18 protein-coding genes are annotated in these 24717 nt (G+C 67.1%); 14 read left to right on the top strand and 4 right to left on the bottom strand.

From position 1 onward, the window contains the following. Nucleotides 1–74 precede the first annotated feature (74 nt). The 5 genes from I6L45_RS03120 (at nucleotide 75) to I6L45_RS03100 (ending at nucleotide 4102) form a co-directional block, all read left to right on the top strand. Complete coding sequence (locus I6L45_RS03120) at nucleotides 75–788, top strand: AzlC family ABC transporter permease (protein ID WP_216983427.1); 714 nt, start codon at nucleotides 75–77, stop codon at nucleotides 786–788. 2 nt (nucleotides 789–790) lie between these two features. Beyond that, the gene (locus I6L45_RS03115) at nucleotides 791–1132 is read left to right on the top strand and encodes an AzlD domain-containing protein (RefSeq protein WP_043757825.1); all 342 of its coding nucleotides are present in this window, start codon (nucleotides 791–793) and stop codon (nucleotides 1130–1132) included. Nucleotides 1133–1248: 116 nt separating this feature from the next. Next, entirely contained in the window at nucleotides 1249–2775 is a 1527-nt protein-coding gene (locus tag I6L45_RS03110; RefSeq protein WP_216983426.1) for a YjjI family glycine radical enzyme, read from the top strand. A 37-nt stretch (nucleotides 2776–2812) separates the two neighbouring features. Then, a complete protein-coding gene (locus tag I6L45_RS03105) occupies nucleotides 2813–3661 on the top strand; it encodes a YjjW family glycine radical enzyme activase (protein WP_216984163.1) in 849 nt (282 codons plus the stop codon). 117 nt (nucleotides 3662–3778) lie between these two features. Then, nucleotides 3779–4102: a DUF1820 family protein gene (locus tag I6L45_RS03100; RefSeq protein ID WP_043757833.1), complete on the top strand. Its 324-nt coding sequence runs from the start codon at nucleotides 3779–3781 to the stop codon at nucleotides 4100–4102. A 33-nt stretch (nucleotides 4103–4135) separates the two neighbouring features. Here the strand turns inward: I6L45_RS03100 and I6L45_RS03095 are convergent, their stop codons facing one another. Continuing rightward, a complete protein-coding gene (locus I6L45_RS03095; protein ID WP_216983425.1) occupies nucleotides 4136–5068 on the bottom strand; it encodes a LysR family transcriptional regulator in 933 nt (310 codons plus the stop codon). A 58-nt stretch (nucleotides 5069–5126) separates the two neighbouring features. Next, the gene (locus I6L45_RS03090; RefSeq protein ID WP_210547779.1) at nucleotides 5127–6323 is read right to left on the bottom strand and encodes an amino acid aminotransferase; all 1197 of its coding nucleotides are present in this window, start codon (nucleotides 6321–6323) and stop codon (nucleotides 5127–5129) included. Nucleotides 6324–6719: 396 nt separating this feature from the next. Between I6L45_RS03090 and bcsG the strand changes: the two genes are divergently transcribed. From bcsG to bcsC, 7 genes are read left to right on the top strand one after another with little or no spacing between them, the layout of a single operon-like run. After that, entirely contained in the window at nucleotides 6720–8366 is a 1647-nt protein-coding gene (gene bcsG / locus I6L45_RS03085; RefSeq protein WP_216983424.1) for a cellulose biosynthesis protein BcsG, read from the top strand. Between the two features lie 14 nt (nucleotides 8367–8380). Next, the gene (gene bcsR, locus I6L45_RS03080) at nucleotides 8381–8605 is read left to right on the top strand and encodes a cellulose biosynthesis protein BcsR (protein ID WP_043757859.1); all 225 of its coding nucleotides are present in this window, start codon (nucleotides 8381–8383) and stop codon (nucleotides 8603–8605) included. Continuing rightward, the gene (gene bcsQ / locus I6L45_RS03075) at nucleotides 8602–9270 is read left to right on the top strand and encodes a cellulose biosynthesis protein BcsQ (protein ID WP_216983423.1); all 669 of its coding nucleotides are present in this window, start codon (nucleotides 8602–8604) and stop codon (nucleotides 9268–9270) included. The genes bcsR and bcsQ overlap by 4 nt, the downstream gene beginning before the upstream one ends. Further along, the gene (gene bcsA, locus I6L45_RS03070; RefSeq protein WP_216983422.1) at nucleotides 9264–11819 is read left to right on the top strand and encodes a UDP-forming cellulose synthase catalytic subunit; all 2556 of its coding nucleotides are present in this window, start codon (nucleotides 9264–9266) and stop codon (nucleotides 11817–11819) included. The genes bcsQ and bcsA overlap by 7 nt, the downstream gene beginning before the upstream one ends. Continuing rightward, complete coding sequence (gene bcsB / locus I6L45_RS03065; RefSeq protein WP_216983421.1) at nucleotides 11816–14041, top strand: cellulose biosynthesis cyclic di-GMP-binding regulatory protein BcsB; 2226 nt, start codon at nucleotides 11816–11818, stop codon at nucleotides 14039–14041. The genes bcsA and bcsB overlap by 4 nt, the downstream gene beginning before the upstream one ends. Before the next feature lie 12 nt (nucleotides 14042–14053). Further along, entirely contained in the window at nucleotides 14054–15154 is a 1101-nt protein-coding gene (bcsZ, locus tag I6L45_RS03060) for a cellulose synthase complex periplasmic endoglucanase BcsZ (RefSeq protein WP_216983420.1), read from the top strand. Next, nucleotides 15139–18582: a cellulose synthase complex outer membrane protein BcsC gene (bcsC, locus tag I6L45_RS03055; RefSeq protein ID WP_216983419.1), complete on the top strand. Its 3444-nt coding sequence runs from the start codon at nucleotides 15139–15141 to the stop codon at nucleotides 18580–18582. Before bcsZ ends, bcsC begins: the two co-directional genes overlap by 16 nt. Before the next feature lie 28 nt (nucleotides 18583–18610). Here the strand turns inward: bcsC and I6L45_RS03050 are convergent, their stop codons facing one another. Next, complete coding sequence (locus I6L45_RS03050; RefSeq protein ID WP_043757871.1) at nucleotides 18611–18886, bottom strand: metal/formaldehyde-sensitive transcriptional repressor; 276 nt, start codon at nucleotides 18884–18886, stop codon at nucleotides 18611–18613. Between the two features lie 71 nt (nucleotides 18887–18957). Between I6L45_RS03050 and dmeF the strand changes: the two genes are divergently transcribed. After that, complete coding sequence (dmeF, locus tag I6L45_RS03045) at nucleotides 18958–19914, top strand: CDF family Co(II)/Ni(II) efflux transporter DmeF (protein WP_216983418.1); 957 nt, start codon at nucleotides 18958–18960, stop codon at nucleotides 19912–19914. Nucleotides 19915–19921: 7 nt separating this feature from the next. Here the strand turns inward: dmeF and I6L45_RS03040 are convergent, their stop codons facing one another. Beyond that, nucleotides 19922–20326 carry a hypothetical protein gene (locus I6L45_RS03040; protein ID WP_043757876.1) on the bottom strand — a complete coding sequence of 135 codons (405 nt, stop codon included), beginning with the start codon at nucleotides 20324–20326 and terminating at the stop codon, nucleotides 19922–19924. 265 nt (nucleotides 20327–20591) lie between these two features. Here I6L45_RS03040 and pulA point away from each other — a divergent pair, with 265 nt between their 5' ends. Next, nucleotides 20592–24650, top strand: coding sequence for a pullulanase-type alpha-1,6-glucosidase (gene pulA / locus I6L45_RS03035; protein ID WP_216983417.1), 4059 nt, complete (start codon nucleotides 20592–20594; stop codon nucleotides 24648–24650). Nucleotides 24651–24717 lie beyond the last annotated feature (67 nt).

The raw sequence follows: 24717 nt of genomic DNA, 5'->3' as shown, positions 1-24717 counted from the left end.
AGGCCATGGCGTGACAGCCCGTCCCGCGCCGTGCTAGTTTTCCGGCTCGCATTGGCTATCTCAAGGACGATCCCATGATCTCAGATACGGGCCTCCCTGCGTCCGAGCGCCCGGTGGCGCTCTGGTGGCGCGCCTCCATCGATATTCTGCCCCTCTCCATCTCGGTGATCCCCTGGGGGATCCTGTGCGGCGCCCTGGCGCTGCAGGCGGGTCTGAGCCCGCTGCAGGCCCAGCTGATGTCGCTGCTGGTCTATGCCGGTGCCGCCCAGCTCTCGGCCACCACCTTGTTCGGGGCGGGCACCCCGCTGTTGCCCATCATGGGGTCCACCATGGTGATCACCTCCCAGCACCTGCTCTATGGCTTCACCTTCCGTCGCGACGTGCTGCCGCTCTCCCTGCGCTGGCGGGCCAGCCTCGCCTTCTTCCTGACCGACGAGATGTTCGCGGTGGCACTCAAGGACAGGGAGCGCAGCGGTGCCTTCAACCCCGCCTATGCGCTCATTGCGGGCTTCGTCTTCTACCTGTTCTGGAACCTGGCAACCCTGCTCGGCATCGCCGCCGGCCAGTACATCGAGGGGCTGGACAAGATGGGACTGGACTTCGCCATCGCCGCCACCTTCATCGCCATGACCATTCCCGCCATGAAGAATCTGCCCATGGTGGCAGCCACCCTGGTGAGCGGGGGCACGGCGCTGCTCACCAAGCCGCTGCTGGCGGAGATCCACATCATCGTCTCGGCCCTGGCCGGCATGGTGGTGGGCTATGTGCTGCACCGGATGAGGAGGTGATCATGGGCTGGCTGATGATAGGGCTGCTGGCCCTGATTACTTTCTTCAACCGCTTCGCGTTCTTCTCGCGGCTGACCCGCTACCAGCCCGGTGCCGAGATGGGGGCCTTCCTCAGCTTCTCGGCCCAGTCGGTGCTGACCGCCATCTGGCTGCCCATCGTCTTCAGCTATGAGCCGGGCATCGGGCTGGACTGGGATCCGGACTACCTGGCTGCCACCCTGCTGGTGACGGCCCTGACCCTGCTGCGCCTGCCGACCCTGGTGGTGGTGGTGGTCGGCATGGGGGGCTTCTTCCTGCTGCGCTGGCTGGGGGGCATTGCCATTCTCTTCCCGGGCTGGGGCTAGCCCCGTGATCCTGCATGGCGGATGTCGTTACGGGATATCCGCCATGTTGGGAATGTCACTTCAAAAAAGACCTCTCAAGTGTGAGGATTTTGGCATCATCCGCCGAGGAGCGAGCCATGTCCTTCACCGAAACCTGCCAGCGCATCGTGCGCGACCCCCTGCTGTCACCGGCCCAGAAGAGCCACGCCCTGGCGCTGGCCGCCGAGAATGCGCTGCCCTATCCCGAGCTGCCCGCCGACGTCGCCGGGGCGATGGCGCAAGGGGTGCTGTGCGACATGTTCGAGGGGCACGCCCCCTACAAGCCGCGCTACGTGCTGCCGGACTACGAGAAGTTTCTGCGTCAGGGGTCGGCCTGGCTGGAGCTGGCCCCGCCGCGGGATTTTGACGAGGCCCTCGATGCCCTGCGCATCCTCTACCATCACGTGCCCTCGGTCACCGGCATGCCGGTCTGGCTGGGCAGGCTCGATCACCTGCTGCAGCCCTTTGTCGGGGCGCTCGATGACGAGGCCCTCCATCGCAAGTTGAAGGCCTTCTGGACTTACCTGGATCGGGTGCTGCCGGATGCCTTCATGCACGTCAACATAGGCCCCGACGACAACCGGATCTGCCGCCTGATCCTGCGCATCGATGGCGAGCTCAAGCAGGCGGCCCCGAACCTCAGCCTGTTCCACGATCCGGCGCAGACCCCGGACAGCCTGCTGCTGCAAGGGGTCGAGAACATCGCGGCCTGCAGCAAGCCCCATATCGTCAACTACCCGCTGCACAGGGAGGCCTTCGATGCGCGCGGCTTTGGCATCGTCAGCTGCTACAACGCCCTGCCTCTGGGGGGCGGGGCCAATACCCTGGTGCGCCTCTCCCTCAAGGGCGTGGCCGGGCAGAGCACAGGGGTTGAGGATTTCATGGCCCGAACGCTGCCTCACTATTGCGAGCAGGCCTCGCGGCTGATCGAGGCGCGCGCCGCCTTCCTGCACGAGGCATCCGGCTTCTTCGACAGCTTCCTGGTGGAGGAGGGGTTGATCGAGGAGGCGCGCTTCGTGCCCATGTTTGGCATCTATGGCATGGCGGAGGCGGTAAACCTGCTGATGGAGCAGGCGGGGCTGGCGGGGCGATACGGTCACGACGAGGAGGCGAACCGGCTCGGTCACCGCATCTCGGCCCGCCTCTCCGAGCTGGTGAGGGCGCGGCCCCAGTCTCATGCCTGGGGCGGCCGCGCCCTGCTCCACTCCCAGGGGGGGCTCAGCGTGGACAGGGACGTCACCCCCGGGGTTCGCATCCCCTATGGGGAGGAGCCGGATCCCGCCAGCCATCTGCTGGCCCTGGCACCCCACCACGGCTTCTATCACTCCGGGATCAGCGAAATCCTGACCCTGGATCCCACCATCCGCCAGAACCCGCAGGCGCTACTGCAGCTCTGCAAGGGGGCCTTTGCCCTCGGCATGCGCGAATTCACCGCCAACGTGGCCGACAGCGATCTGGTGCGGGTGACCGGCTACATGATCCGCAAGCGCGATGTGGAGCGCTTCGCGGCGCAAGGATCGCGGCTGCAGACCACCTGCCTCGGCGCCGAGGCGAGCGAGCTGACCGGCATTCGCCAGCGGGCGCCGCGGGTGGTGGCCATCGAGGCTCTCTTGAGTGAGCGCTGAATGCGGCAGGCAGGAGGGGGCCGAACTCACGGCGACGGTGAGCCGCTGGCTCCCCTTCTCCTGCGTGGACGGCCCCGGCAACCGGCTGGTGCTGTTTCTGCAGGGGTGCAACTTCCGCTGCCCCGGCTGCCACAACCCCCACACCATAGGGTTGTGCGATCACTGCGGCGACTGCGTGCCCGGCTGCCTGAGCGGGGCCCTGACCCTGCACGAGGGGCGGGTGAGCTGGCGGGAAGCGAGCTGCACCGACTGCGATGCCTGTCTCGATGCCTGCCCCCGCAGCGCCAGCCCCAAGACGCGCCAGATGTCGGTGGCCGAGGTGCTGGCTCTGCTGCGTCGCTACGGCCCGCTGCTCACCGGCATTACCGTCTCCGGCGGCGAGGCCACCACCCGGCTGCCGTTCGTGATCGCCCTGTTCACGGCCATCAAGGGGGCGCCGGATCTGGCTCACCTCACCTGCCTGCTCGACAGCAACGGCTCGCTCGCCGAACCTGGCTGGCAACGGCTGTTGCCGGTGCTGGACGGCGCCATGGTCGATCTCAAGGGGTGGCACGAGTCAGTGCACCTCGCCCTGACCGGCCGAGGTCGCGATCGGGTGCTGGCGTCGCTGCATCTCCTGGCTGCCCACGGCAAACTCGCCGAGCTGCGCCTGTTGCAGGTGCCGGGGCGGAGCGACTATCTCGACGCCGCCGGGGAGCTGGGGGAGGGGCTGGCGACCTTCTTGCAAACGCTGGGGCGGGTGCCCATCCGCCTCAACGGTTTTCGCCATCACGGGGTGCGCGGGGCCGCGCTGGCATGGTCAGAGGCCGGGGGGGATGAGCTGGTGGCCCTGGCCAAGGCACTGAAGGAAAAGGGGTTTGGGCCCGTGATGCTGCCGGCGCTCTGAGGCGTTTACCGGCACCTCATCCTGAGACCCGATATGACGCATCTGTGACGTCCGTCTATTTGGTGTGCCCGAGGGGGCGGCTAGAATGGGAAAACCGCCCATCATCAACAGATACCCATGAGTGAAGCCAACGCCTTATACCGAGTGCAGTTTATTTGTCACAACGAGCGTTACGAAGTCTACGTCAGGGAAGTGAGTCAGGGTCAGCTGTTCGGCTTCATCGAGATCGCCCACTTCGTGTGGGACAACCACACCGCGCTCATCGTCGATCCCAGCCACGAAAAATTGAAGAGTGAGTTTGCGGACGTCAATCGCACCATGATCCCCATGCACCACGTGCTGCGGGTCGATCAGGTGCGCAAGCAGGGGGCTGCCCGCATCACGGATCTGGGTAACAACGTCTCCCCTTTCCCCAGCCCCATCTACACCAGGAAACCCTGATCCCGTCAGACCCGGCGGCCAGGCTGCCGGGTATCAGCCTGGGGCGTCCAGCTCCCGGGCCAGTTGCAGGATCCGCTGGCGGAACCAGCGCAGGGCGGGATCTTCCCCCAGGGGGCCATACCACACCAGGCTGTGGGTCACGGCACCGTAATCGAAGGGCACCGGTCGGCTCACCAGTCCGTGGGGCGTCGCGTGCTCTGCCCAGCCCTTGACGGCGGTGAGCACGAGATCGCTCTGGCGCAGCAGGGCGGCGGCGCTGCCAAAATCCGGCAGACTGGCCCCCAGCCTGCGCTGTACCTGGTGCTGGGCCAGACTCTGCTCGAAGAAGGGATTGGCCAGCTCGTCGTCGCGGATGGCGAGGTGGCGCCAGCTCAGGTAGGCATCGAGATCCCATTGCCCGGCCAGGGCCGGGTGATCCGAGCGCAGCAGGCAGACCAGGGCGTCCTCTCGCAGGGTATCCCACATCAGGCCGGGCAGACCCGGGAGCGGCTGGCTCTGATCATGGGGCAGGATGACGAAGTCCAGCTTGCCCGCCGCCAGTGCCGCCAGCCCCTGCTCGTCCTTGTTGTGGATGACGGGCACCAGCCCCGGCACCTCCTGCATCAGCTTCCCCAGTATGGGCCCCATGGGCCAGACCATGCTGCTTTCGCGCATGGCGAGGGTCAGCTCCCCCTGCCAGCTGCCCGGCATAAACCCCTCCTGACTGGTGAGGCCGTTCAGCTCCCCCAGCAGGCGGCGCAGGCTGGGGCCGATCCGCTCGGCAAACGGGGTCAGCAGGAGCTGGTTGCCCTGGCGGTAGAGCAGCTGATCCCCCAGCAGATCCCGCAACTGGTTGAGGGTCTTGCTGACGGTGGAGGGGGTGGTGCAGAGGCGCTCGGCGCTGCGGGTGACGCTGCGGGTGTCCAGCAGCAGGTGCAGGGTGACCAGGTGGCGGCCGCCGAGGCGGGAGAGGGCAATGAGATCCATAACGGTTCCACGAGCAAACGGGACAAACAAAAAGCCCCGCCTGAGCGGGGCTGCGGGCTTAGCCCTTGAGCACGGCGGCCATGGCGTCGGCCACGTAGTCGACGTTGCGGCTGTTGAGGCCCGCCACGCACATGCGGCCGGAGCGCACCAGGTAGACGGCGAACTCCTCGCGCAGTCTGTCCACCTGCTCCGGCGTGAAGCCGGTGTAGCTGAACATGCCGCGCTGGGTGATGAAGTAGCTGAAGTCGCGGCCCGGCACCTTGGCGCTCAGCACCTCGAACAGCTTCTGACGCATGGCCTTGATGCGGGTGCGCATCTCGGTCACCTCGTCGACCCACATGGCGTGCAGGGTAGCGTCGTTCATCACCGCTGCGGTGATCTGGCCGCCGTGGGTGGGGGGGCTGGAGTAGTTGCGGCGCACGGTGGCCTTCATCTGCCCCAGCACCCGGCCCGCCTCTTCGGCATCCTGACAGATGACCGACAGGCCGCCGCAGCGCTCGCCGTAGAAGGAGAGGTTCTTGGAGAAGGAGTTGCTGACGAAGAAGCTGACGCCGGCGGCCACCATGGCGCGAATGGCGTAGGCATCCTCTTCCAGGCCGTCACCGAAGCCCTGATAGGCGATGTCCATGAAGGGGATCAGGTTCTTCTCCACCACCAGGGTGATGACCTGGTCCCACTGGGCGCGGGAGAGATCCACCCCGGTCGGGTTGTGGCAGCAGGGGTGCAGCAGCACGATGCTTTTCGCCGGCAGGCTGCTCAGGCAGTCGATCATGGCGTCAAACTGCACGCCGCCGGTGGCCGCGTCGTAGTAGGGGTAGTCGTGCACCTTGATGCCGGCGCCCTCGAACATCGCCTTGTGGTTGTCCCAGGTGGGATTGCTGACCCAGACCTCGGAGGTCGGGAAGTAGCGCTTGAGCAGGTCGGCGCCGATCTTCAGGGCGCCGGAGCCGCCGATGGTCTGGATGGTGGCGATGCGACCGGCCCTGACCGCCTCGTGGTCGGCACCGAACAGCAGGTGTTGCACCGCGGTGCGGTAGTTGGCGGCGCCTTCCATCGGCTGGTAGGGGCGCGGGGCCGGGGTGGCGGCACGCTGGGCCTCGGCCTGCTGTACGGACGCCAGCAGCGGGATGCGACCCTGCTCGTCGTAATAGAGGCCGATCCCCAGGTTCACCTTCTGCTCGCGGGTATCTTTGTGGAAGGTTTCGACTAGCGTGAGTATGGGGTCGCCAGCATAGGCATCGACGTGTTCAAACATGGGGGGTCCTTGAAGTTGACTGTCCAATTCGGCCGGCCACGGGCCGGGGCCGTTATCATGGCGCAATCCGAAGGTGGCCTCAAGCTGTTCGCGATGGCGACGAGAGCGACAGTTGTTGTCGTGCAAGGTGGTCTTTCGAGCCCTGGGGAAAGCGGTCCCCTCGGCGGTGGATCCCCCCCATTTTGGTGGTCTTGGGTGCCTTTTATGGGGTCATTTGGATAATATCAAGGCGAAATGGCGGTGGAGTATGGCAATCATCCGGTTATCTGCGGGTCATGGTGCGCCCTTCGGGCCCGATCGATTAGTTGCATAATAAGCCGATTACCATTCTGACCACGCTTGCAGTGTGCCCGGGTCCCCTGGCAGGGGCCCACGACAACAGGTGACTCATCGCCGATGACTCGACACGTCTCTGACGCCGCTTCTCCCTGGCTGGGCTGGCATGGCCTGGGCGGCTGGAACAGCTATTTCCTTGCCAAGTTTGCCCTGCTCTGGGGGGGCTACCTCAACTTTCATCCCCTGATCAACCTGGTGTTCGCCGCCTTCCTGATCTTTCCCCTGCCCGGGACCGGGCTGCGGCGTCTGCGGCACTGGCTGGCGCTGCCCATAGGGGCGGGGCTCTTCTACCACGACACCTGGTTGCCGGGGATAGAGAGCATCCGTGCCCAGGGCAGCCAGGTCTTCTCCTTCACCCTGGACTACTGGCTGGAGCTGCTCGGACGCTTCATCAACTGGGAGATGGTCGGCGCCGGCTTCGTGATGCTGACCCTTTACCTCTTCATCGCCCAGTGGCTGCGTTTCACCCCCTGGATCCTGCTGACCCTGCTCTGGCTCTGGCTCTCCCCCCTGATGGGGGACGCCACTGCCGCCCGGGACCTGCGGGCATCCAGCAGCGCCCCAGCGTCCCAGTCCGATCCCGCCCGGCCGGTGGTGTCGATGGACGAGCAGCTGGATCAGAGCGCGCCCCCGACCAACGAGAACCTCAACGCCTATCTCGCCGACTTCTACCGGGAGGAGCAGGAGAGGCTGGTGCACTTCCCGAGCGCGCTACCTGCCCAGGCGACTCCCTTCGACGTGCTCATCATCAATGTCTGCTCCCTCGCCTGGAGCGACGTGGAGGCGAGCGGCCTGGCCGGTCATCCGGTCTGGCACCATTTCGACATCCGCTTCAACCGCTTCAACTCCGCCACCTCCTACAGCGGCCCCAGCTCCATCCGCCTGCTGCGGGCCAGCTGCGGGCAGACCAGCCATCAGGACCTCTATGTGACGGCCCCCAACCAGTGCCTGCTGTTCGAGAACCTGGCCCGGCTCGGCTTCGCCAAGCAGGTGGCCATGGATCACTCGGGGGCTTTCGGCAACTACCTCAAGGGATTGCAGGAGTATGCCGGGCTGGATGTCACCCCCATGAGCAATGCGGGGCTGAGCCATGACCTCGCCTCCTTCGACGGTGAGCCCATCTATCGCACAGACGCCCTGCTCGGGCGCTGGCTGAGCGAGCGGGAGAAGAACCAGGCGGCGCGCAACATGACCTTCTTCAACCTGATCGCCCTGCACGACGGCAACCGCTATGCGGCCAACCACAAGATTGCTCCCTACAAGGCCAGGCTCAAGGCCCTGCTGGATCAGCTGGATGACTTCATGACGGCGCTGGAGAGTTCAGGCCGCAAGGTGGCCGTGGTGGTGGTGCCGGAACACGGTGCGGCACTCGCCGGTGACAAGATGCAGATGGCGGGTCTGCGTGACATCCCCAGCCCGAGCATTACCCAGGTGCCGGTCGGCGTCGCCCTGCTCGGCACCAGGGCACCCCACGAGGGGACCCGCACCATCGACACCCCCAGCAGCTTCCTGGCGATCTCCGAGCTGGTCTCCCGCCTGGTGAGCGGCGATCTCTTCGGCAGCGAGCGCATCGACTGGGATGCCCTGCTGGGAGGCCTGCCGGCGACCCCCCCGGTGTCGGAGAACCAGGGCTCGGTCGTGATCGAGTATCAGAACCAGTACCAGATCAAGCTGGGGCAGGGGGACTGGGTCCCCTATCCGCGATGAGGTCGGAGGCGACGATGCAGAACGAGCGACGGCAGGCAATACAGGATCCCTTCGGCGTGCCGGTGGAGGGGGGCGTGGTGAGCGACGTGGCCATGGTTCAGCAGGCCTTCGGTGTCACCCTCTCCTACCAGGACATCGCGTTTCGTGAGCGCCTGAACGTCTTGCGTGCGCGTTTCCCGCTGCTGGCGGAGCTGGATGTGAAGGGGCCGGATGCACCGGCCCCGGGGAGGCGTGCATGAATCTGGTCGCGTTGCAGGGGAGCCGCGGTGGGGTGGGGACCACCTCCATCGTCGCCGGTCTGGCGTTGGCGGCCAGGGAACAGGGGGCCCGGGTGCTGGCGGTGGATCTCTGCCAGGACAACCTGCTCGGCATCCACCTCGGCCTGCCCCACGACGATCCCCGGGGCTGGAGCCGGCTGGCGGATCCTGCTGGTGAATGGGCATCGGCGCTCTACCACTATGAAGAGGGGCTGGATCTGCTGCCCCACGGCGGCGCGGCCGGGGTGTCGGCGGGCCCCTGGCTCGCGGCCATCACCGGCTATGACCTGGTGCTGCTGGACGTGCCCACGACGGGCCTGCCGGGCCTCCCCTGCCGGCGCCTGCTGGTGGTCAACGCCGATGCCAACTGCCATGTGCGACTTTACCGCCACCGCTGGGAAGCGGACGAGCGCCTGCTGGTGACCCAGTTCACCAGCCGCAGGGCCCTGCAGCAGGATCTGCTGGACCTCTGGCAGGCGGGCGGGCTGCCCCTGCTCAACCTGCGTCTGCACCGGGACGAGGCGATGGCCGAAGCCATGGCCGCCAAGCTGCCGGTCGGGCGCCATGCCCCCGCCAGCCTGATCGCCCACGAGCTGATGACGCTGGCCAGCTGGTGCCTGGGCGAAGGGGGCGAGACCTCATGCTGACGCCTGCGGCAAGTCGCTGGTGCTCGCAGCGGTATCGCGAGCTGCGCCAGCGCGGTGGCTCCCGGTTGGGGGCCGCCACGCTGACCCTGGGCTGGCTGCTGGCCTGGACCCTCTTCCCCCTGGAGCGCCCTGGCTGGCAATGGGTGCTGGGCAATGCCCGCGGCCTCTATCCCCATCTGACGCGCCCCAGGGCAGGGGATCCCGTGCGCATCCTCTTGCAGAGTCTCTGGATGCTAGTGCGCCGTCCCAAGCCGGTTCCCCTGCGCTGGCCCGCCTCCTGGCAGCGACTCTGGCAGTGGGGGACCCAGGCCCTGGGCGCCTTCCTGATCCAGCAGGAGGAGAGGGGACTGGCGGCGGCCAGGGCCACTCCCAGGGAGGCGCGCTGGAAGAGCGTGCTGCTCTGCGTGGTCGCCGGCGCCCTCTCCCTGCTCTGCGTCACCCAGCCGCTCACCCTGGAGGCCCAGCTGATGTTCGTCATCGTGCTGATGGGGATGGCCTTCGTCTTGCGCGCCGTGCCGGGCCGCTACCCCATGCTGATGATGATGGTGCTCTCCCTCACCGTCTCCTGCCGCTACATCTGGTGGCGCTACACCTCCACCCTGGACTGGTTCGACCCCGTCAGCCTGGCCTGCGGCCTCTTGTTGCTGGCCGCCGAGACCTATGCCTGGGTGGTGCTGCTGCTCGGCTACTGGCAGACCGCCTGGCCCCTGCACCGCCCGCCGGCGCCCTTGCCGGCGGATCCGGCCCAGTGGCCCAGGGTGGACCTGATGATCCCCACCTACAACGAGGATCTCGCCATCGTCAAGGGCACCGTCTACGCCGCCATGGGGCTCGACTGGCCCGCCGACAAGCTCACCATCTGGCTGCTGGACGACGGGGATCGCGCGGCGTTTCGCGACTTCGCCGAAGAGGCGGGGATCCGCTACGTGGCGCGGCCGACCCACGAGCACGCCAAGGCGGGCAACATCAACCACGCCCTCAAGATGGCCAGCGGGGATCTGGTCGCCATCTTCGACTGCGACCACCTGCCCACCCGCTCCTTCCTGCAGATGACGGTGGGCTGGTTCTACCGGGATCCCAAGCTGGGGGTGGTGCAGACCCCCCACCACTTCTTCTCGGCCGATCCGTTCGAGCACAATCTGCAGCGGTTTCGCAAGATGCCGAACGAGGGGGCGCTCTTCTACGGTCTGGTGCAGGATGGCAACGACATGTGGGACGCCAGCTTCTTCTGCGGCTCCTGCGCCGTCATCAAGCGCTCGGCCCTGGACGAGATCGGCGGCATCGCGGTGGAGACGGTCACCGAGGATGCCCACACCTCCCTGCGGCTGCATCGCCTCGGCTACACCTCGGCCTACATCCGGATCCCGCTGGCGGCGGGGCTCGCCACCGAGAGCCTGTCGGCCCACATCGGCCAGCGCATCCGCTGGGCGCGGGGCATGGTGCAGATCCTGCGCCTGGACAACCCCCTGTTCGGCAAGGGGCTGAACCTGGGGCAGCGGCTCTGCTACTTCAACGCCATGCTGCACTTCCTGTCGGGGATCCCGCGCCTCATCTTCCTGACCGCGCCGCTCGCCTTCCTCATCCTGCACGCCTACATCATCTACGCGCCGGCGGCGGCCATCGCCCTCTACATGCTGCCGCACATCTTCCACAGCGCCCTGACCAACTCCCGGCTGCAGGGCAAGGTGCGCCACTCCTTCTGGGGGGAGGTCTACGAGACGGTGCTGGCCTGGTACATCGCGCGGCCGACCACGGTGGCGCTGTTCGCCCCCCACAAGGGCAAGTTCAACGTGACCGCCAAGGGGGGCATGACGGAGGAGGTGTTCCTGGATCTCGCCGTCTCCCGCCCCTATCTGCTGCTGATCCTGCTCAACCTGTGCGGGCTGGGGTTCGGCATCTGGCGCATCGCGACGGGGCCGGCGGACGAGGTGCCGACCCTGATCCTCAGCATGCTGTGGGCCCTCTACAACATGACCATACTGGGCGGGGCACTGGCGGTAGCGTTCGAGTCGCGCCAGGTGCGCGCGAACCCGCGGGTGGAGATGGTGATGCCGGCGGCCATCAAGCTGGCCAACGGCCACCTCTACCCCTGCACCGTCAAGGACTACTCCAACGGCGGGGTCGGCGTCCTGCTCGAGATCCCCCTGCCGCTGGCCCCCAAGGAGCGGGTCTGGCTGCTGCTGCGCCATGACCAGCGGGAGCAGGCGTTCGCCGCCAAGGTGCAGCGGGCGTTCGGCTGCAAGCTGGGGCTGGAGCTGGCCCCCATGGATCAGGGGCAGCACGTTGCCTTCATCCAGTGCACCTTTGCCCGGGCCGACACCTGGTCTCTGTGGCAGCAGCGCCTGGGCAAGGATCGCCCGCTCCACAGCCTGCTCGACATCACGCTGCTGGGGTGGGGGGCCTACTGGCGCCTGCTCCGTACCTCCCCCCTCGGGGGCATCTGCATTCTCCTCGAGAAGCTGGCTCGCTGGCTGCTCTCCTTCGTTCCTCGTCGCGTCTCGCCGGATTTCCGGTCCGGGGCTCCGACCACACAGACAGTGAAAGGATGATGAAACCACAACGCTACCTTATCCCTCTCCTGCTGATGGCGCAGGGGGCGGCGGCCGCCGAGGCCACCGGCCCCCTGGCGCCGGTGTCCGCGCCGGTGCGCAACCTGTCCCTGAGCTTCGAGCAGATGTCTTCGTCGCCGGGCACCCTGTCCCTGCGCGGCAATGTTCCGGACGGTCAGGCGGACTTCACCGTGCGGCGCGACGAAGTGATCACCCGCGCCAGCCTGGATCTCGACTTCACGCCTTCGCCCTCCCTGCTGCCGCTCATCTCCCAGGTCAAGGTCTACCTCAATGACGAGCTGATGGGGGTGACCGCCCTGACCCGGGAGCAGATGGGGGCGCGCACCCATGCCCGCATCGAGCTGGATCCGCGCTACGCCAAGGACTTCAACCGGCTCAAGGTGAGCTTCGTCGGCCACTACCAGCAGGTGTGCGAGAATCCGGCGAGCGATACCCTCTGGCTCAACGTGAACCGGGACAGCAAGCTGACCCTTGAGCTGCAGACCCTGCCGGTGCGCAACGAGCTCTCCTTCTTCCCCATGCCGTTCCTCGACGTCCGTGACGACGGCAAGCTGATCCTGCCCATGGTGTTCACTGGCGACGTGCCCCTCGAACAGCAGCAGGCGGCGGCCGTGCTGGCCTCCTGGTTCGGCACGAGGGCGCAGTGGCGGGGGCAGCACTTCCCGGTGCTCATCAACCGGCTGCCCGAGCGCAACGGGGTGATCTTCGCCACCAACGACGCTCGCCCGGATTTCCTGGCGGACTATCCCGAGGTCAAGGGGCCGACCATCGACATGATCAGCTCCCCCGACAACCCCTATGTGAAGCTGCTGCTGATCCTGGGGCGGGATCAGCAGGATCTGCTGACCGCAGCCACGGGGCTGGCCCGGGGTGAGGTGCTGCTGCGCGGCCAGAGCGTGCAGGTGGACGAGGTGAAGCCCCTGGCGCCCCGCCAGCCATACGACGCGCCGAACTGGGTGCGCCTCGATCGGCCGACGCGCTTCGACGAGCTGATGGACTACCCGAACCAGCTGCAGGCCACCGGTCGTCGCCTCTGGCCCATGAGCCTGACCCTGCGCCTGCCGCCGGATCTCTATCTGATGGGTGAGCGCGGTATCAAGGCCAACCTCAAGTACCACTACTCCTCGCCGACTCTGCGGGACGGCTCCCGGCTGGATGTGGCGGTCAACGGCCAGTTCATGAAGTCCTACCCCCTCGAGCCGGGCGAGGTGAAGAGTGAGCAGTGGCTCACCCTGCCGCTCTGGTTCGCCGCGGACGACGACGCCACGACCCTGCGCATGCCAGGTCTCAAGACCACCCAGGCCAACAGCCTGAGCTTCGCTTTCGAGTATGCCCAGTACGCCATGGGCGGCTCGGCGGACGGTCGCTGCGATCTGGTGATGCCGCCCGCCCATCAGGTGCGCATCGACGACGGCTCCACCATCGACTTCAGTGGCTATCGCCACTTCATCGAGATGCCCAACCTCAAGGCATTCTCCTATGCGGGCTTCCCGTTCAGCCGGATGGCGGATCTCGCCGACACCCAGGTTGTCATGCCCGCCAGACCCCACCCTGAGCAGATCACCACCTTGCTCGACACCCTGGGGGCCATCGGGGCCGAGACCGGTTACCCGGCCCTCTCCCTGCGGATCCTGGATGACTGGGAGCAGGCGCGCACTGCCGATCTGGACACCCTGCTCATCGGCACCCTGCCCGAGGAGTTCCGGCGGGATGTGGAGCCGGATGCCCTGCTGCAGGCCACGCGATCCTGGGTCAACCAGCCCGCGCGTCAGCATGAGGGAGATCTGCTCCACACCATGGCTGACCGCGAGCCCCAGGCCCGGGTGGGGATGACGGGCAACCGGGCCATCGCCGTCATCCTCGGCCTGCAATCGCCGACCCACGATCAGCGCAGCCTGGTGGCCCTGCTGGCGGACGGGCCGGCGGGGGTCAAGCTGCTCAACGACACCCTGCAAAACCCTGCGCATCGCGACAAGGTCGCGGGCTCGGTGAGCATCATCCGGGAGTCCGGGGTGAAGAGCCTGGAGGTGGGGGATCGTTACGAGGTGGGCTATCTGCCGTGGTGGGAGCGCCTCTGGCAGCTGTTCGCCCGCTACCCGCTGCGCCTCGCCGTGCTGACCCTGATCTGCATGCTGGCGCTGGGCTGGGGCCTGAGGGTGCTGCTCGCCAGCGCCAGCCGTCGCCGTCTGAAGGAAGACTAAGAGATGACTCAGATGAAGAATGTCTGTGGGGCCCTGCTGCTCTGGGCCCTGTGTTCCCTGCCGGCCCTGGCCGCCTGCCAGTGGCCGGAGTGGGATCATTTCCGCGAGCACTACATCAGCGAGGAGGGCAGGGTCATCGATCCTGCCGACGGGCGCCGCATCACCACCTCGGAGGGGCAGAGCTACGGCCTCTTCTTCGCCCTGGTCAACGACGACAGGGAAACCTTCGCCCGTCTGCTGGATTGGACCGAGCGCCAGCTCGCCCGCGGGGATCTGACCGGCTTCCTGCCATCCTGGCTCTGGGGGGAGCGGGAGGACGGCAGCTGGGGCGTGCTGGACGAGAACAGCGCTGCGGACTCGGATCTCTGGATAGCGTACAACCTGCTCGAGGCGGGGCGCCTGTGGGACAACCACAGCTACTCGGCCATCGGCACCCTGCTGCTGCTGCGCATCGCCCGGGAGGAAGTCGCGACCCTGCCTGGCCTCGGCCCCGTGCTGCTGCCCGGGGCGAAAGGCTATGAGGGGGAAGGACGCTGGACCCTGAATCCGAGTTACCTGCCCCCCCAACTGCTGGCCCGCTTTGCCTCCCTCAAGGGGCCCTGGGGCGAGATGCGAACCCTGCTGCCACGCCTGCTGCGCGAAACCGCGCCCCGGGGCTTCTCCCCCGACTGGGTGGACTGGCAAGCGGGAGAAGGCTGGCAGACCACGGCCGGCAAGGGCCCCCAGGGCAGCTATGACGCCATTCGCGTCTATCTCTGGCTCGGCATGCTGAGCGACAAGGACCCCGCCAAGGGGGCGCTGCTGGCCCATTTCGCGCCCATGCAGGCCAGGATCGCCGAACTCGGCGCCGTGCCCGAGCGGGTCGATAGCCAGACGGGGCTGAGCCAGGGGCAGGGGCCGTCCGGGTTCTCCGCCGCCCTGCTCCCCCTGTCGCAGGGACGGCCGACCCTGGAGACGCTGCGCGAGCAGGTCAAGCGGCAAGGGGAGCGGCGCGATGCCTACTATGGCAGCGTGCTGACTTTGTTCGGCGCCGGCTGGGATCAGGGCCGCTATCGCTTCGCCGAGGATGGCACCCTGCAACCCCGCTGGAGTGAATCATGTCAAACCGATTGACCCTGGGTTGCCTGCTCGCCGTCCTGGTGAGCGGCAACCTGGCCCAGGCCGCCGTCGAACCCGTCTCGTCCCTGCTGGAGCGCGTGCGCCTCGGGGAGGCGACCGGCCGGGAGGATCTGGTCAGCAACGCCCTCTACTCCCTCTCGCTGGTGGACCCGGATCACCCCGAGCTGCTGGCGGCCCAGGCCCGTCAGGCCCTGCGCAACGGCAAGGTCAAGGAGGCCGAGGCGCTGCTCGGCAGGCTCGGCAAGCTGGCGCCGGACTCGCGTCTCTATCGCCTGGGGATGGCGAACCTGGCGATGAACAATGCGGCGCAGCGCCAGCAGCTGCAGCAGGCGCGGCTGCTGGTCAGTGCCGGTCGGCTGGAGGAGGGGGACAAGCTCTACCGCACCCTGTTCGTGGATGGCATGGCTCCCAACCTGGAGGTGGCGATCGAATACGCGGCCCTGCAGCTGCGCCTGCCCGGCCAGCGGGCCAGGGGGATGGCGGCGCTGGAGGAGTTGAACCGCCTCTACCCGGGGCACCCCGGGGTGCGGGCCAGACTGGCCCGCAGCTACCTCGCCGATGGCCGCTGGCCGGAGGCGAGGGGGCTGCTGCAGCAGATGGCCAGGAGCGACTACGAACGCGACGACGCCACCGACATCTGGCTGACCAGCATCAAGGAGCTGCCCGTCGGGCCCCGGAGCCTGGCCGAGTTGCAGCACTATGTCGCGGCCTTCGGCACGGGCACGGAGGCGCAGCAGGGCATGGCGCTGCTCGCCGAGCAGGAGGCGATGTGGGCGTCGCCGGCCTACCGGGCGCGCCAGCAGGCCCTGACAAGCAACGAGGGGGGCAGGGCCTCCGTCGCCCAGCTGCGGCAGGCCCTGGCCGCGAACCCGGACGATCCCGAGCTGATGGGGGCCCTGGGGCAGGCCTACTCCCGCAACGATCAGCGGGCGCTGGCCATCGCCCAGTTCGAACGGGTGCTGGCAAACCCCGATGTCACCGACAAGGACAAATGGCGCAGCCTGTTGGCGACCAACCGTTACTGGCTGCTGGTGAGCCAGGGGCGCAGCGCCCTCGAGCGCGAACAGTGGGGGGAGGCCGCGACCCTGTATCGGCGCGCCATCGCCCAGGACGGCCAGGAGCCCGAGGCCTGGCTAGGCCTGGGGGACAGCGAGCTGGGCCGCCAGCACGAGGCCGAGGCCGAGACCGCCTATCGCAAGGCGCTCGCCATGAAGGGAGCCAGGGAGCGGGCCCTGGCCCGGCTGTTCGATCTCTACAAGGAGCAGGACCCGTCGCGGGCCCTGGCCCTGCTGGCGCAGCAGGGCACCCCCGGGATGCAGGCCGAAGGGCGGCGGCTCAAGGCCGGTCTGCTGCAGGACGAGGCCGACCAGCTGGATCGGGCCGGCAAGCTGCAGGAGGCCCTGCGCCTGCGCGAACAGGCCCTGGCGCTGACGCCGGAGGAGACCTGGCTGGCCTACCGGGTCGCCGACACCCGGGCCCGCCTCGGGCAGGCGGGGAGCGGGGAGCGCCTCTTGCGGGAGCAACTGGCGGCGCGGCCCCAGGATGCCGCCCTGCGCTACGCCACCGCCCTCTACCTCTCGGGACAGGAGAAGGGCACAGAGGCGAGAGGCGTGCTGGCCGCCGTCCCCCGGGCGGGGTGGACGACACAGATGAGCGAGCTGGATCAGCGCCTCGCCCGCGACGAGGTGCTCGCCCAGGCGAGGGCACGCCACGATGCCGGAGATGATGCGGGGGCGGAGCGGCTGCTCCAGCCGCTGCAACCCGATGACGCCGTGACCCTGACCCTGGCGGAGTGGGCCGCCGGGCGGAAAGAGTGGGCCCGGGCCGAGGAGTATTACCGCCAGGTGCTGGCCCGCACGCCCCGGCAGCCGGAGGCCCGGCTCGGCCTGGCCGAGCTGGCCCTGGCCAGGGGGGGCAGGACCCAGGCCCGCCAGTGGTTGCCGGCCTGGCCGGTCAGCCCGCTGCCCGAGGATGAATTCAACTACTACCGCCGGGTGGCGAACCTCTATCAGGGGCTGGGGGAGGAGGAGACGGCCAAGGCCATCTTCGTGGCCTACGAGCCCCTGGTTGCGTCGCAACCGGCGTCCCAGCAGACGGCCCTGTTCTGGCGCGATGCCGCGCGCCAGCGCTTCGCGGCCCAGGACACCGAGGGCGCCCTGGTGCTGGATCGCAAGGGGTTGGTGGCCGCGGGCCTCGCCCCCCGCGAGGATCTGGACGGGGGCGAGCTGACCCGGCTGGCCCAGAGCCGTGACGGAGAGGGGTGGCTGGCGTCCGGCCTGCGCAGCGATCTGGACAAACATTACCGGCAGAGCCAGACCACGGTGTCCCTCGACAGCGACTACTGGGGATCCAGCGGCACCGGGGGGCTCTCCGATCTGCGCGCCCTGACCCAGATGGCGCAGCTGGACACCCCCCTGGCCGGCGGCACCGCCTTCGGCCGGCTGGAGCTGGTGGACATGGACGCGGGCCGGCTGCCGGACTCCCCCTACCGGGAGGAGTTCGGCACCTGCGCCGCCCGGGACTGCCGTGGGCAGGAGCACCAGCAGAGCCGGGGCACCACCCTGGCGGCGGGCTGGCAGCGGGGCGCCTGGGCCTTCGATCTCGGCACCACGCCTCTGGGGTTCGAGGTGGTGGACTGGGTCGGCGGCGCCACCCTGACCGGCGACTGGCGCGAGCTGGGGTGGGGGATGACCCTCTCCAGGCGGCCTGTCAGCAGCTCGCTGCTCTCCTACGGGGGGACGGTGGATCCGGGGACGGGTATCCGCTGGGGCGGGGTGAGGGCGAACGGGGTCCGCCTCGATCTCAGCCACGATCAGGGGGGCGCCGTCGGTTTCTGGGGTAGCGCCCAGCAGCACCTGCTGACCGGCAAGAACGTGCCGGACAACTGGCGCACCCGGCTCATGGGGGGCGGCTATTACAAGCTCGTCAACGAGAACCACCGCCGGGCCAGCGTGGGGCTCAACACCATGCTGTGGCATTACCAGCAGGATCTGAGCGGCTATACCCTGGGGCAGGGGGGCTACTACAGCCCGCAGGGATACTTCTCCCTCTCGGTGCCGGTCAGCTACCGTCAGCGCACGCCCGACTGGTCCTGGGAGCTGGGTGGTTCGGGTTCCTGGTCCCGCTCCCGCACCGACGACAGCCGCCGCTACCCGCTGGCGGAGCTGCTACCCACCGGCCTGCCGGACAGGAATGCACCGGTGGAGGGGGGCAGCAGCAGCGGCTTCGGCTACACCCTCAACGCTGTGGTGGAGCATCGCCTGACCGAGCACTGGCGCATCGGTGGACGGGTGGATATCCAGCAGGCGGACGATTACGCCCCCAGCCATGCCACCCTGTTCCTGCGCTACACCTTCAAGCCCTGGCAGGGGGATCTCGACATGCCGCCCCGGCCCCTCACCCCCTACGCGGACTTCGACTGACAGGGGCGCCCGAGCTCGCCGGGCGCCCTCATTTCAGATAGGAGCGCAGCACCCGCACCACCTGATCCAGATCCTCCAGCCGCTCGGCCGGGGTCGCCTCCGGCGCGCCCAGGTGTTCGCGCATGTGCCCCTCCAGTACCTCCAGCATCAGGCCGTTGACGGCCCCGCGGATAGCGGCGATCTGCTGCAGGATGGCGGCGCACTCGCTCCCCTGCTCCAGGGCGCTCTCCAGGGCGCCGGTCTGTCCCTTGATGCGTCTGACCCGGGCCAGCAGCTTCTTCTTGTCGTGGATGGTGTGTGACATCACGGATCCTCTCGCGCAATAAAACTATACTGGGGTATAGTATATTACATCATCGGCTTCAGGAGAAATCCATGTCATCCCCCGTCTCGTCCCATTGCCACCAGCCCGTCGTGCACGAAGGCAATCCGCTGGCAGAACAGAAGACCCGCTGGGCCGTGCTGCTCACCGTCGTCATGATGGTGGCGGAGATCGGCGGCGGCTGGTTCTACAACTCCATGGCGTTGCTGGCCGACGGCTGGCACATGAGCTCCCATGCGCTGGCGCTCGGCCTCTCGGTGCTGGCCTATCGCGCCGCCCGCCACTTCGCCCGCGACCACAGGTTCAGCTTCGGAACCTGGAAGATAGAGGTGCTGGGGGGCTTCAGCAGCGCCCTGCTGCTGGTGGGGGTGGCGGGGCTGATGTTGTTCGAGTCGCTGGCCCGGTTGCTGGATCCCAGCCCCATCCACTACCCGCAGGCGATCGGCATCGCCCTGCTGGGGCTGCTGGTGAACCTGGCCTGCGCCTGGCTGCTGAAGGACGATCACGGCCACCATCACGGGCACGGCCATGGCCATCATCATGACCACCATGATGATCATCACCACGACCATGATCATCATCACGGCCACCAGGATCTGAACCTGCGCGCCGCCTACCTCCACGTGCTGGCGGACGCGGCCACCTCGGTGCTGGCCATACTGGCGCTGGTGGGGGGCATGCTGTGGGGGGCCGACTGGCTGGATCCCCTGATGGGCATAGTGGGGGCCGCCCTGGTGGCGGTGTGGGCCGTCGGTCTGCTGCGGGACACCGGCCGGGTCCTGCTGGATGCGGAGATGGATGCGCCCCTGGTGGACGAGATCCGCGAGGTGATTGCCGAGCTGCCTGACGCCGAGATCCGCGATCTGCACGTCTGGCGGGTGGGTCAGGTGCAGTATGCGGCCGTGCTGTCGCTGCAGATGGGCACTCCGCTCCCGGCCCGGGCGATCCGCGATCGGCTCGCCATTCACGAGGAGCTGGTGCACCTGACCATCGAAATCGCCGAAGCCTGAGGCCGGGTCAGCGCCCCCCCTCGCCGTCCCCGGGCTCCTGCCAGAGGGAGCCCAGCATCAGCCTGAGCAGCAGCCCCGGCGGATCGTCGAGCAGGCTGCCTGGCTCCAGCAGCAGGTGGCCGTCGGCGCGAAAGCCCAACCTGGCGTGGACCGTGCCCTCCTCATCGCACACCTGGAGGATGCCGGTCAGGGCGCCCCCCTCGCCGGGCTGGCAGCGCAGCCTCAGTTCTCGCGGCTCCCCCAGCAGGGTGAAGGCGCGGGCAAGGGGTGGGCTCTCCTCGTAGTCGGGCCAGCTGAAGAAGTGGTAGCGCTCGGCGAGCGCCCCCGCCTGCTGGCAGAATTGGTCGAACAGCTGGGCAATCTCCTGATACTCCTGATCCAGCCGTTTTGCCTGCTCCTCGATCCGTTTCATCCCCGTGGCTCCTTGCTATCCGGTTGATTGGACATCGGTTTCTCTGGCATGCGTCCCGCTCTCTGCTGGTATGAGCCGAAAGAGGCGAGCGGTCTGTGAGCGCGATCCAATTTTCGTTATGAAAACGTTATCTTGTTGAAACGGATTGGTTTTTTTTGCCCATCCGCTCACATTTACGACAATCCCTGCTGATTAATATGACACCGCTCGGCCACGACCGGGTACCTCGAGTATCGAGACCAACTACAGCGGGAATTATAAAAAAATGGATATGAAAAAGACCAAGGTGGCGCTGGTAACAGCCTCACTGCTCGCGCTTTTGTCAGGCTGTAACGACAACAGTTCTTCCTCTTCTACCCCCACCCCCCAGGATGAGCCCGTCGCTCGTCTTCCCAATGTCCAGCCCCCGGCCGAGCTGCTGACGGCCGGTCCCGACGAGGCCGTGATCGCCCTGGTCGATACCCAGAGCAGCGCGGCGCGCGGGGTCACGGGCCCCTTCGCCAACCACAGCCTGCACCTGTGGAACAACGACGCCTGCAACGCGACGGCCGAGAGCGGCCTCAACAGCAGCTGGGATGACAAGAGCAAGACGCCGTCCGAGGCGGACAGCTTCGGCCCGGCCTGGGTCGTGCCGCTCAGCAAGATGGAAGGCTGCATCAACTTCATCGCCCGCAACGGCGATCTCGCGAACCTGACCGGCAGCGACATGAAGGTGGTCTTCAGCGATCACCCGGATCGCACCGTGGCCATCGTGGCGGGCAAGAGCGAGATCTTCGGCAGCCGGGCCGAGGCCTTCACCGCCGCCTTCGGCGTGGCGGGGGCCAGCGCCCACCTGATCGACGGCAATACCCTGATCTGGCAAGGGGGCAAGGACAAGCCCTATGTGCGTCTCTACTACACCGAGTCCGGCACCATCACCGCCAACAGCGACGGCGTGTTCGACTTCCCCTACCTCAAGCTGACCCCGACCAGCCTGAGCGAGGAGCAGCAGGCCAAGTACCCGCACCTCAAGGATGCCGCCGCCTTCGCCCTGCCCGCCGGGCAGGACCTCAAGCCCCTGCTCAAGGGTGAGCTGGTGGCCATCGGCACCGACGCCGACGGCATTCTGCAGGGGGCCACCCTGGTGCAGAGCGCCGGCGCCCTCGACGCCCTCTACAGCGAAGCGGCTACCAAGCTGGCCTACGGCGCCGTGGTCGAGGGGGGCAATGTCACCTTCCGGCTGTGGGCGCCGACCGCCAAGTCGGTCAAGCTGGCGCTGTTCGACGAGCAGCACAACGCCCTCGGCGAGCGTGCCATGACCCTGGACGAGGCCAGCGGCAGCTGGAGCGTGCAGGGGGGCAGCGATCTGGTCGGCAAATACTATCGCTACGACATCCAGGTCTATCACCCGGTCAGCCGCAAGCTGGAGTCCTATCAGGTGACCGACCCCTACTCCCTGAGCCTGGCGATGAACTCCGAGTTCAGCCAGGTGGTGGATCTCGACGATCCGGCCCTCAAGCCGGAAGGGTGGGACAGCCTCAAGGCCCCCCACAGCCAGCAGAACCCTGCCGACATCACCATCTACGAGGCCCATGTCCGGGATCTGACCGGCAACGATGCCTCGACCGATGCAGACAAGCGCGGCAAGTTCCTCGGGCTGACCCAGCCCGACAGCGTGCCGGTCAAGCACCTGCAATCCCTGGCCAAGAGCGGCGTCAGCCACCTGCACCTGCTGCCGGTGTTCGACATCGCCACCGTCAACGAGGATCCGGCCAAGGTGGCCAACATCGGCGACGACTTCAGCAAGCTGTGCGAGGTCAATGCCGAGGTCAAGAACTCCAGGTTCGCCAGCCACTGCGGCGGCGGTGAGACCATCGAGGCCGTGCTGGCAGATCTGCAAGCCAGCGACAGCAAGGAGAACCCGGTCGTGCAGGAGCTGTACGGCTATCTGCGCGGGGTCGACTCCTTCAACTGGGGTTATGACCCTTACCACTACACCACGCCGGAAGGCTCCTACGCCACCAATGCGGAGGGGACGACCCGGATCAAGGAGTTCCGCGAGATGGTCATGGCCATCAAGCAGAACATCGGCATGAACGTGGTGATGGACGTGGTCTACAACCACACCAACGAGGCGGGGCTGGGTCCGAAATCCGTGCTCGACAAGATAGTGCCCTGGTACTACCAGCGCCTCAATCCGGAGACCGGCTCGGTGGAGAACTCCACCTGCTGCTCCAACACGGCGCCGGAACACGCCATGTTCGCCAAGCTGATGGATGACTCTTTGGTCACCTGGGCGCGGGACTACAAGATCGACGCCTTCCGCTTCGACCTGATGGGCCACCACCCGAAAGATCAGATGGTGCAGGCCCTGGCCGAGGTGAAGAAGGTCAACCCGGAGATGTACTTCTACGGCGAGGGGTGGAACTTCGGCGAGGTGCAGGATGACAAGCGCTTCGTGCAGGCGACCCAGAAACACCTGGCCGGCACCGGCATCGGCTCCTTCTCCGACCGGCTGCGGGACGCGGTCCGTGGCGGCAGCCCGTTCGACGGCGGCGAAACGATCCGCAAGACCCAGGGCTTTGGCAACGGCGCCCTGGTGGATGCCAACGAGCTGGACGGCGTCGATCTCGCCACCGCCCTGCACCAGTCTGACCTGGTGCGCCTCGGCATGGCGGGCAACCTCAAGGAGTTCGTGCTGACCGACAAGGACGGCGTACCCAAGAAGGGGTCCGACATCGACTACAACGGTCAGCCTGCGGGTTATGCCCAGGATCCGACCGAAATCCAGAACTACGTCGACAAGCACGACAACCAGACCCTGTTTGACAACCTGGTTTACAAGGCGCCGGAAGGGGCCGATCTGGTGCGGATGCAGGGGGTATCGCTCGCCACCGCCATGCTGGGGCAGGGCATTCCCTTCACCCACGCCGGGGTGGAACTGCTGCGCTCCAAGTCCATGGAGCGGGACAGCTACGACTCCGGCGACTGGTACAACAGAGTCGACTATACCCTGGCCGACAACAACTTCGACAAGGGGCTGCCGCGCAAGGACAAGGACGAGGCCAACTACGAGCTGATCGAGCAGGTGCTCGGCCAGCACGCCAAGCCGGGGTCGGCCGAGATGGCGCAGATGATGGGCTTCTACCAGGAGCTGGCCGAGTTGCGTCAATCCTCCCGTCTGCTGCGTCTGGGCAGCGGTGCCGAGGTGATCAAGCGCGTCGACTTCCGCAACACCGGGCCGGATCAGGTGCCGGGTCTCATCGTGATGACGGTGGACGATGGCAGCAAGGCCGGCGCGGATCTGGATCCGGCCATCGACGGCCTGGTGGTGATGATCAACGCCACCAGCCAGAGCCAGAGCATCGGCGACTTCCGTGACGGCGACGATCAGCCCATCGATCTGGCCGGCATGGTGCTGAGCGGGGCCCATCACGGCGCTGGCAGCATCGCCAGCGGCGCTGCCGTAGGGAACGGTGAGCTGACGCTGGGGGCCTGGTCCGCCGCCGTCTTCGTCAAGCCGCAGAGCGGCGCCCAGGGCGCGGGTCTGCCGGTGAGCAAAAAGACGGATCTGAGCACCTTGCCCCCCTTCGGTGATACCGAGGTGTTTGTCCGTGGTTTCCTGGGGACCTGGGATCCGGTCAACAAGATGAGCTTCAGTGGCAACTACACCTATGAGTTCACCACCGAGGTGACGACGGATCAGCTGGGGACGACCCAGGTGAAGATCGCCGGCAGCGACTGGGGTGGCCCCATCAACTACGGCAAGTGCAGCGATACCGACCAGCTGGCGACCGGCCAGGTCAGTGCGCTCTGTGCCAATGGCGGGGATCTGCCGTTCAACGTGGAGAAGGCTGGCACCTACAAGTTTGTCTTCACCGCCATGAACAAGGACAAGCCCACCCTGAGTGTCAGCTACACCGAACCGGCGCAGAGCTGCAAGGTGCTGGATACCGTCGCGGGCAATCCGCTCGGCTTCCCGCTCTATGTGCGCGGCAGTCTGAGCGACTGGAACGCCCAGCCGGCCTACCAGCTGAGCTACAAGGGGATGGAAGGTAACCTCGCCATCTATCAGGCCGCCTTCAACTACGCGGGCAGCTTTGACTTCAAGTTTGCCAACGACGATGGCAACTGGAGCAAGCAGTTCTTCGTGAAGGATGCCGGTGGCACCCTGATCGCACTGGAGCCCGAGCAGGTTTACCCGCTCCAGCACGGCGACGGTGGCATGGGCAACAACAGCATCACGCTGGAACAGGGTCTGTGGAGCTTCCTGGTGAAGGTTGACCCGACCCAGACTTCCGGCGAGGTGGGCAGCGTCATCATCCAGGAGTGCAGCGCCAAGTAAGTCTTTCCCATCGAGCCCGGGGCTGGCTCGGCAGCCCCGGGTTGAATTCCGCCTCGCCAAGGGCGGG

This window comes from Aeromonas sp. FDAARGOS 1415, from assembly GCF_019048365.1.
Classification (GTDB): Bacteria; Pseudomonadota; Gammaproteobacteria; order Enterobacterales; family Aeromonadaceae; genus Aeromonas; species Aeromonas taiwanensis.
This window is presented reverse-complemented; position numbering and strand designations above follow the sequence as displayed.

What these genes read in the sequence shown, in the direction of transcription:
- I6L45_RS03115 (WP_043757825.1), top strand. Translation starts at nt 791, where the DNA reads ATGGGCTGGCTGATGATAGGGCTGCTGGCCCTGATTACTTTCTTCAAC.
- bcsG (WP_216983424.1), top strand. Translation starts at nt 6,720, where the DNA reads ATGACTCGACACGTCTCTGACGCCGCTTCTCCCTGGCTGGGCTGGCAT.
- I6L45_RS03050 (WP_043757871.1), bottom strand. Translation starts at nt 18,886, where the DNA reads ATGTCACACACCATCCACGACAAGAAGAAGCTGCTGGCCCGGGTCAGA.
- pulA (WP_216983417.1), top strand. Translation starts at nt 20,592, where the DNA reads ATGGATATGAAAAAGACCAAGGTGGCGCTGGTAACAGCCTCACTGCTC.
- bcsQ (WP_216983423.1), top strand. Translation starts at nt 8,602, where the DNA reads ATGAATCTGGTCGCGTTGCAGGGGAGCCGCGGTGGGGTGGGGACCACC.
- I6L45_RS03090 (WP_210547779.1), bottom strand. Translation starts at nt 6,323, where the DNA reads ATGTTTGAACACGTCGATGCCTATGCTGGCGACCCCATACTCACGCTA.
- I6L45_RS03110 (WP_216983426.1), top strand. Translation starts at nt 1,249, where the DNA reads ATGTCCTTCACCGAAACCTGCCAGCGCATCGTGCGCGACCCCCTGCTG.
- bcsA (WP_216983422.1), top strand. Translation starts at nt 9,264, where the DNA reads ATGCTGACGCCTGCGGCAAGTCGCTGGTGCTCGCAGCGGTATCGCGAG.
- I6L45_RS03100 (WP_043757833.1), top strand. Translation starts at nt 3,779, where the DNA reads ATGAGTGAAGCCAACGCCTTATACCGAGTGCAGTTTATTTGTCACAAC.
- I6L45_RS03040 (WP_043757876.1), bottom strand. Translation starts at nt 20,326, where the DNA reads ATGAAACGGATCGAGGAGCAGGCAAAACGGCTGGATCAGGAGTATCAG.
- I6L45_RS03095 (WP_216983425.1), bottom strand. Translation starts at nt 5,068, where the DNA reads ATGGATCTCATTGCCCTCTCCCGCCTCGGCGGCCGCCACCTGGTCACC.
- bcsR (WP_043757859.1), top strand. Translation starts at nt 8,381, where the DNA reads ATGCAGAACGAGCGACGGCAGGCAATACAGGATCCCTTCGGCGTGCCG.
- bcsC (WP_216983419.1), top strand. Translation starts at nt 15,139, where the DNA reads ATGTCAAACCGATTGACCCTGGGTTGCCTGCTCGCCGTCCTGGTGAGC.
- bcsZ (WP_216983420.1), top strand. Translation starts at nt 14,054, where the DNA reads ATGAAGAATGTCTGTGGGGCCCTGCTGCTCTGGGCCCTGTGTTCCCTG.
- I6L45_RS03120 (WP_216983427.1), top strand. Translation starts at nt 75, where the DNA reads ATGATCTCAGATACGGGCCTCCCTGCGTCCGAGCGCCCGGTGGCGCTC.
- bcsB (WP_216983421.1), top strand. Translation starts at nt 11,816, where the DNA reads ATGATGAAACCACAACGCTACCTTATCCCTCTCCTGCTGATGGCGCAG.
- dmeF (WP_216983418.1), top strand. Translation starts at nt 18,958, where the DNA reads ATGTCATCCCCCGTCTCGTCCCATTGCCACCAGCCCGTCGTGCACGAA.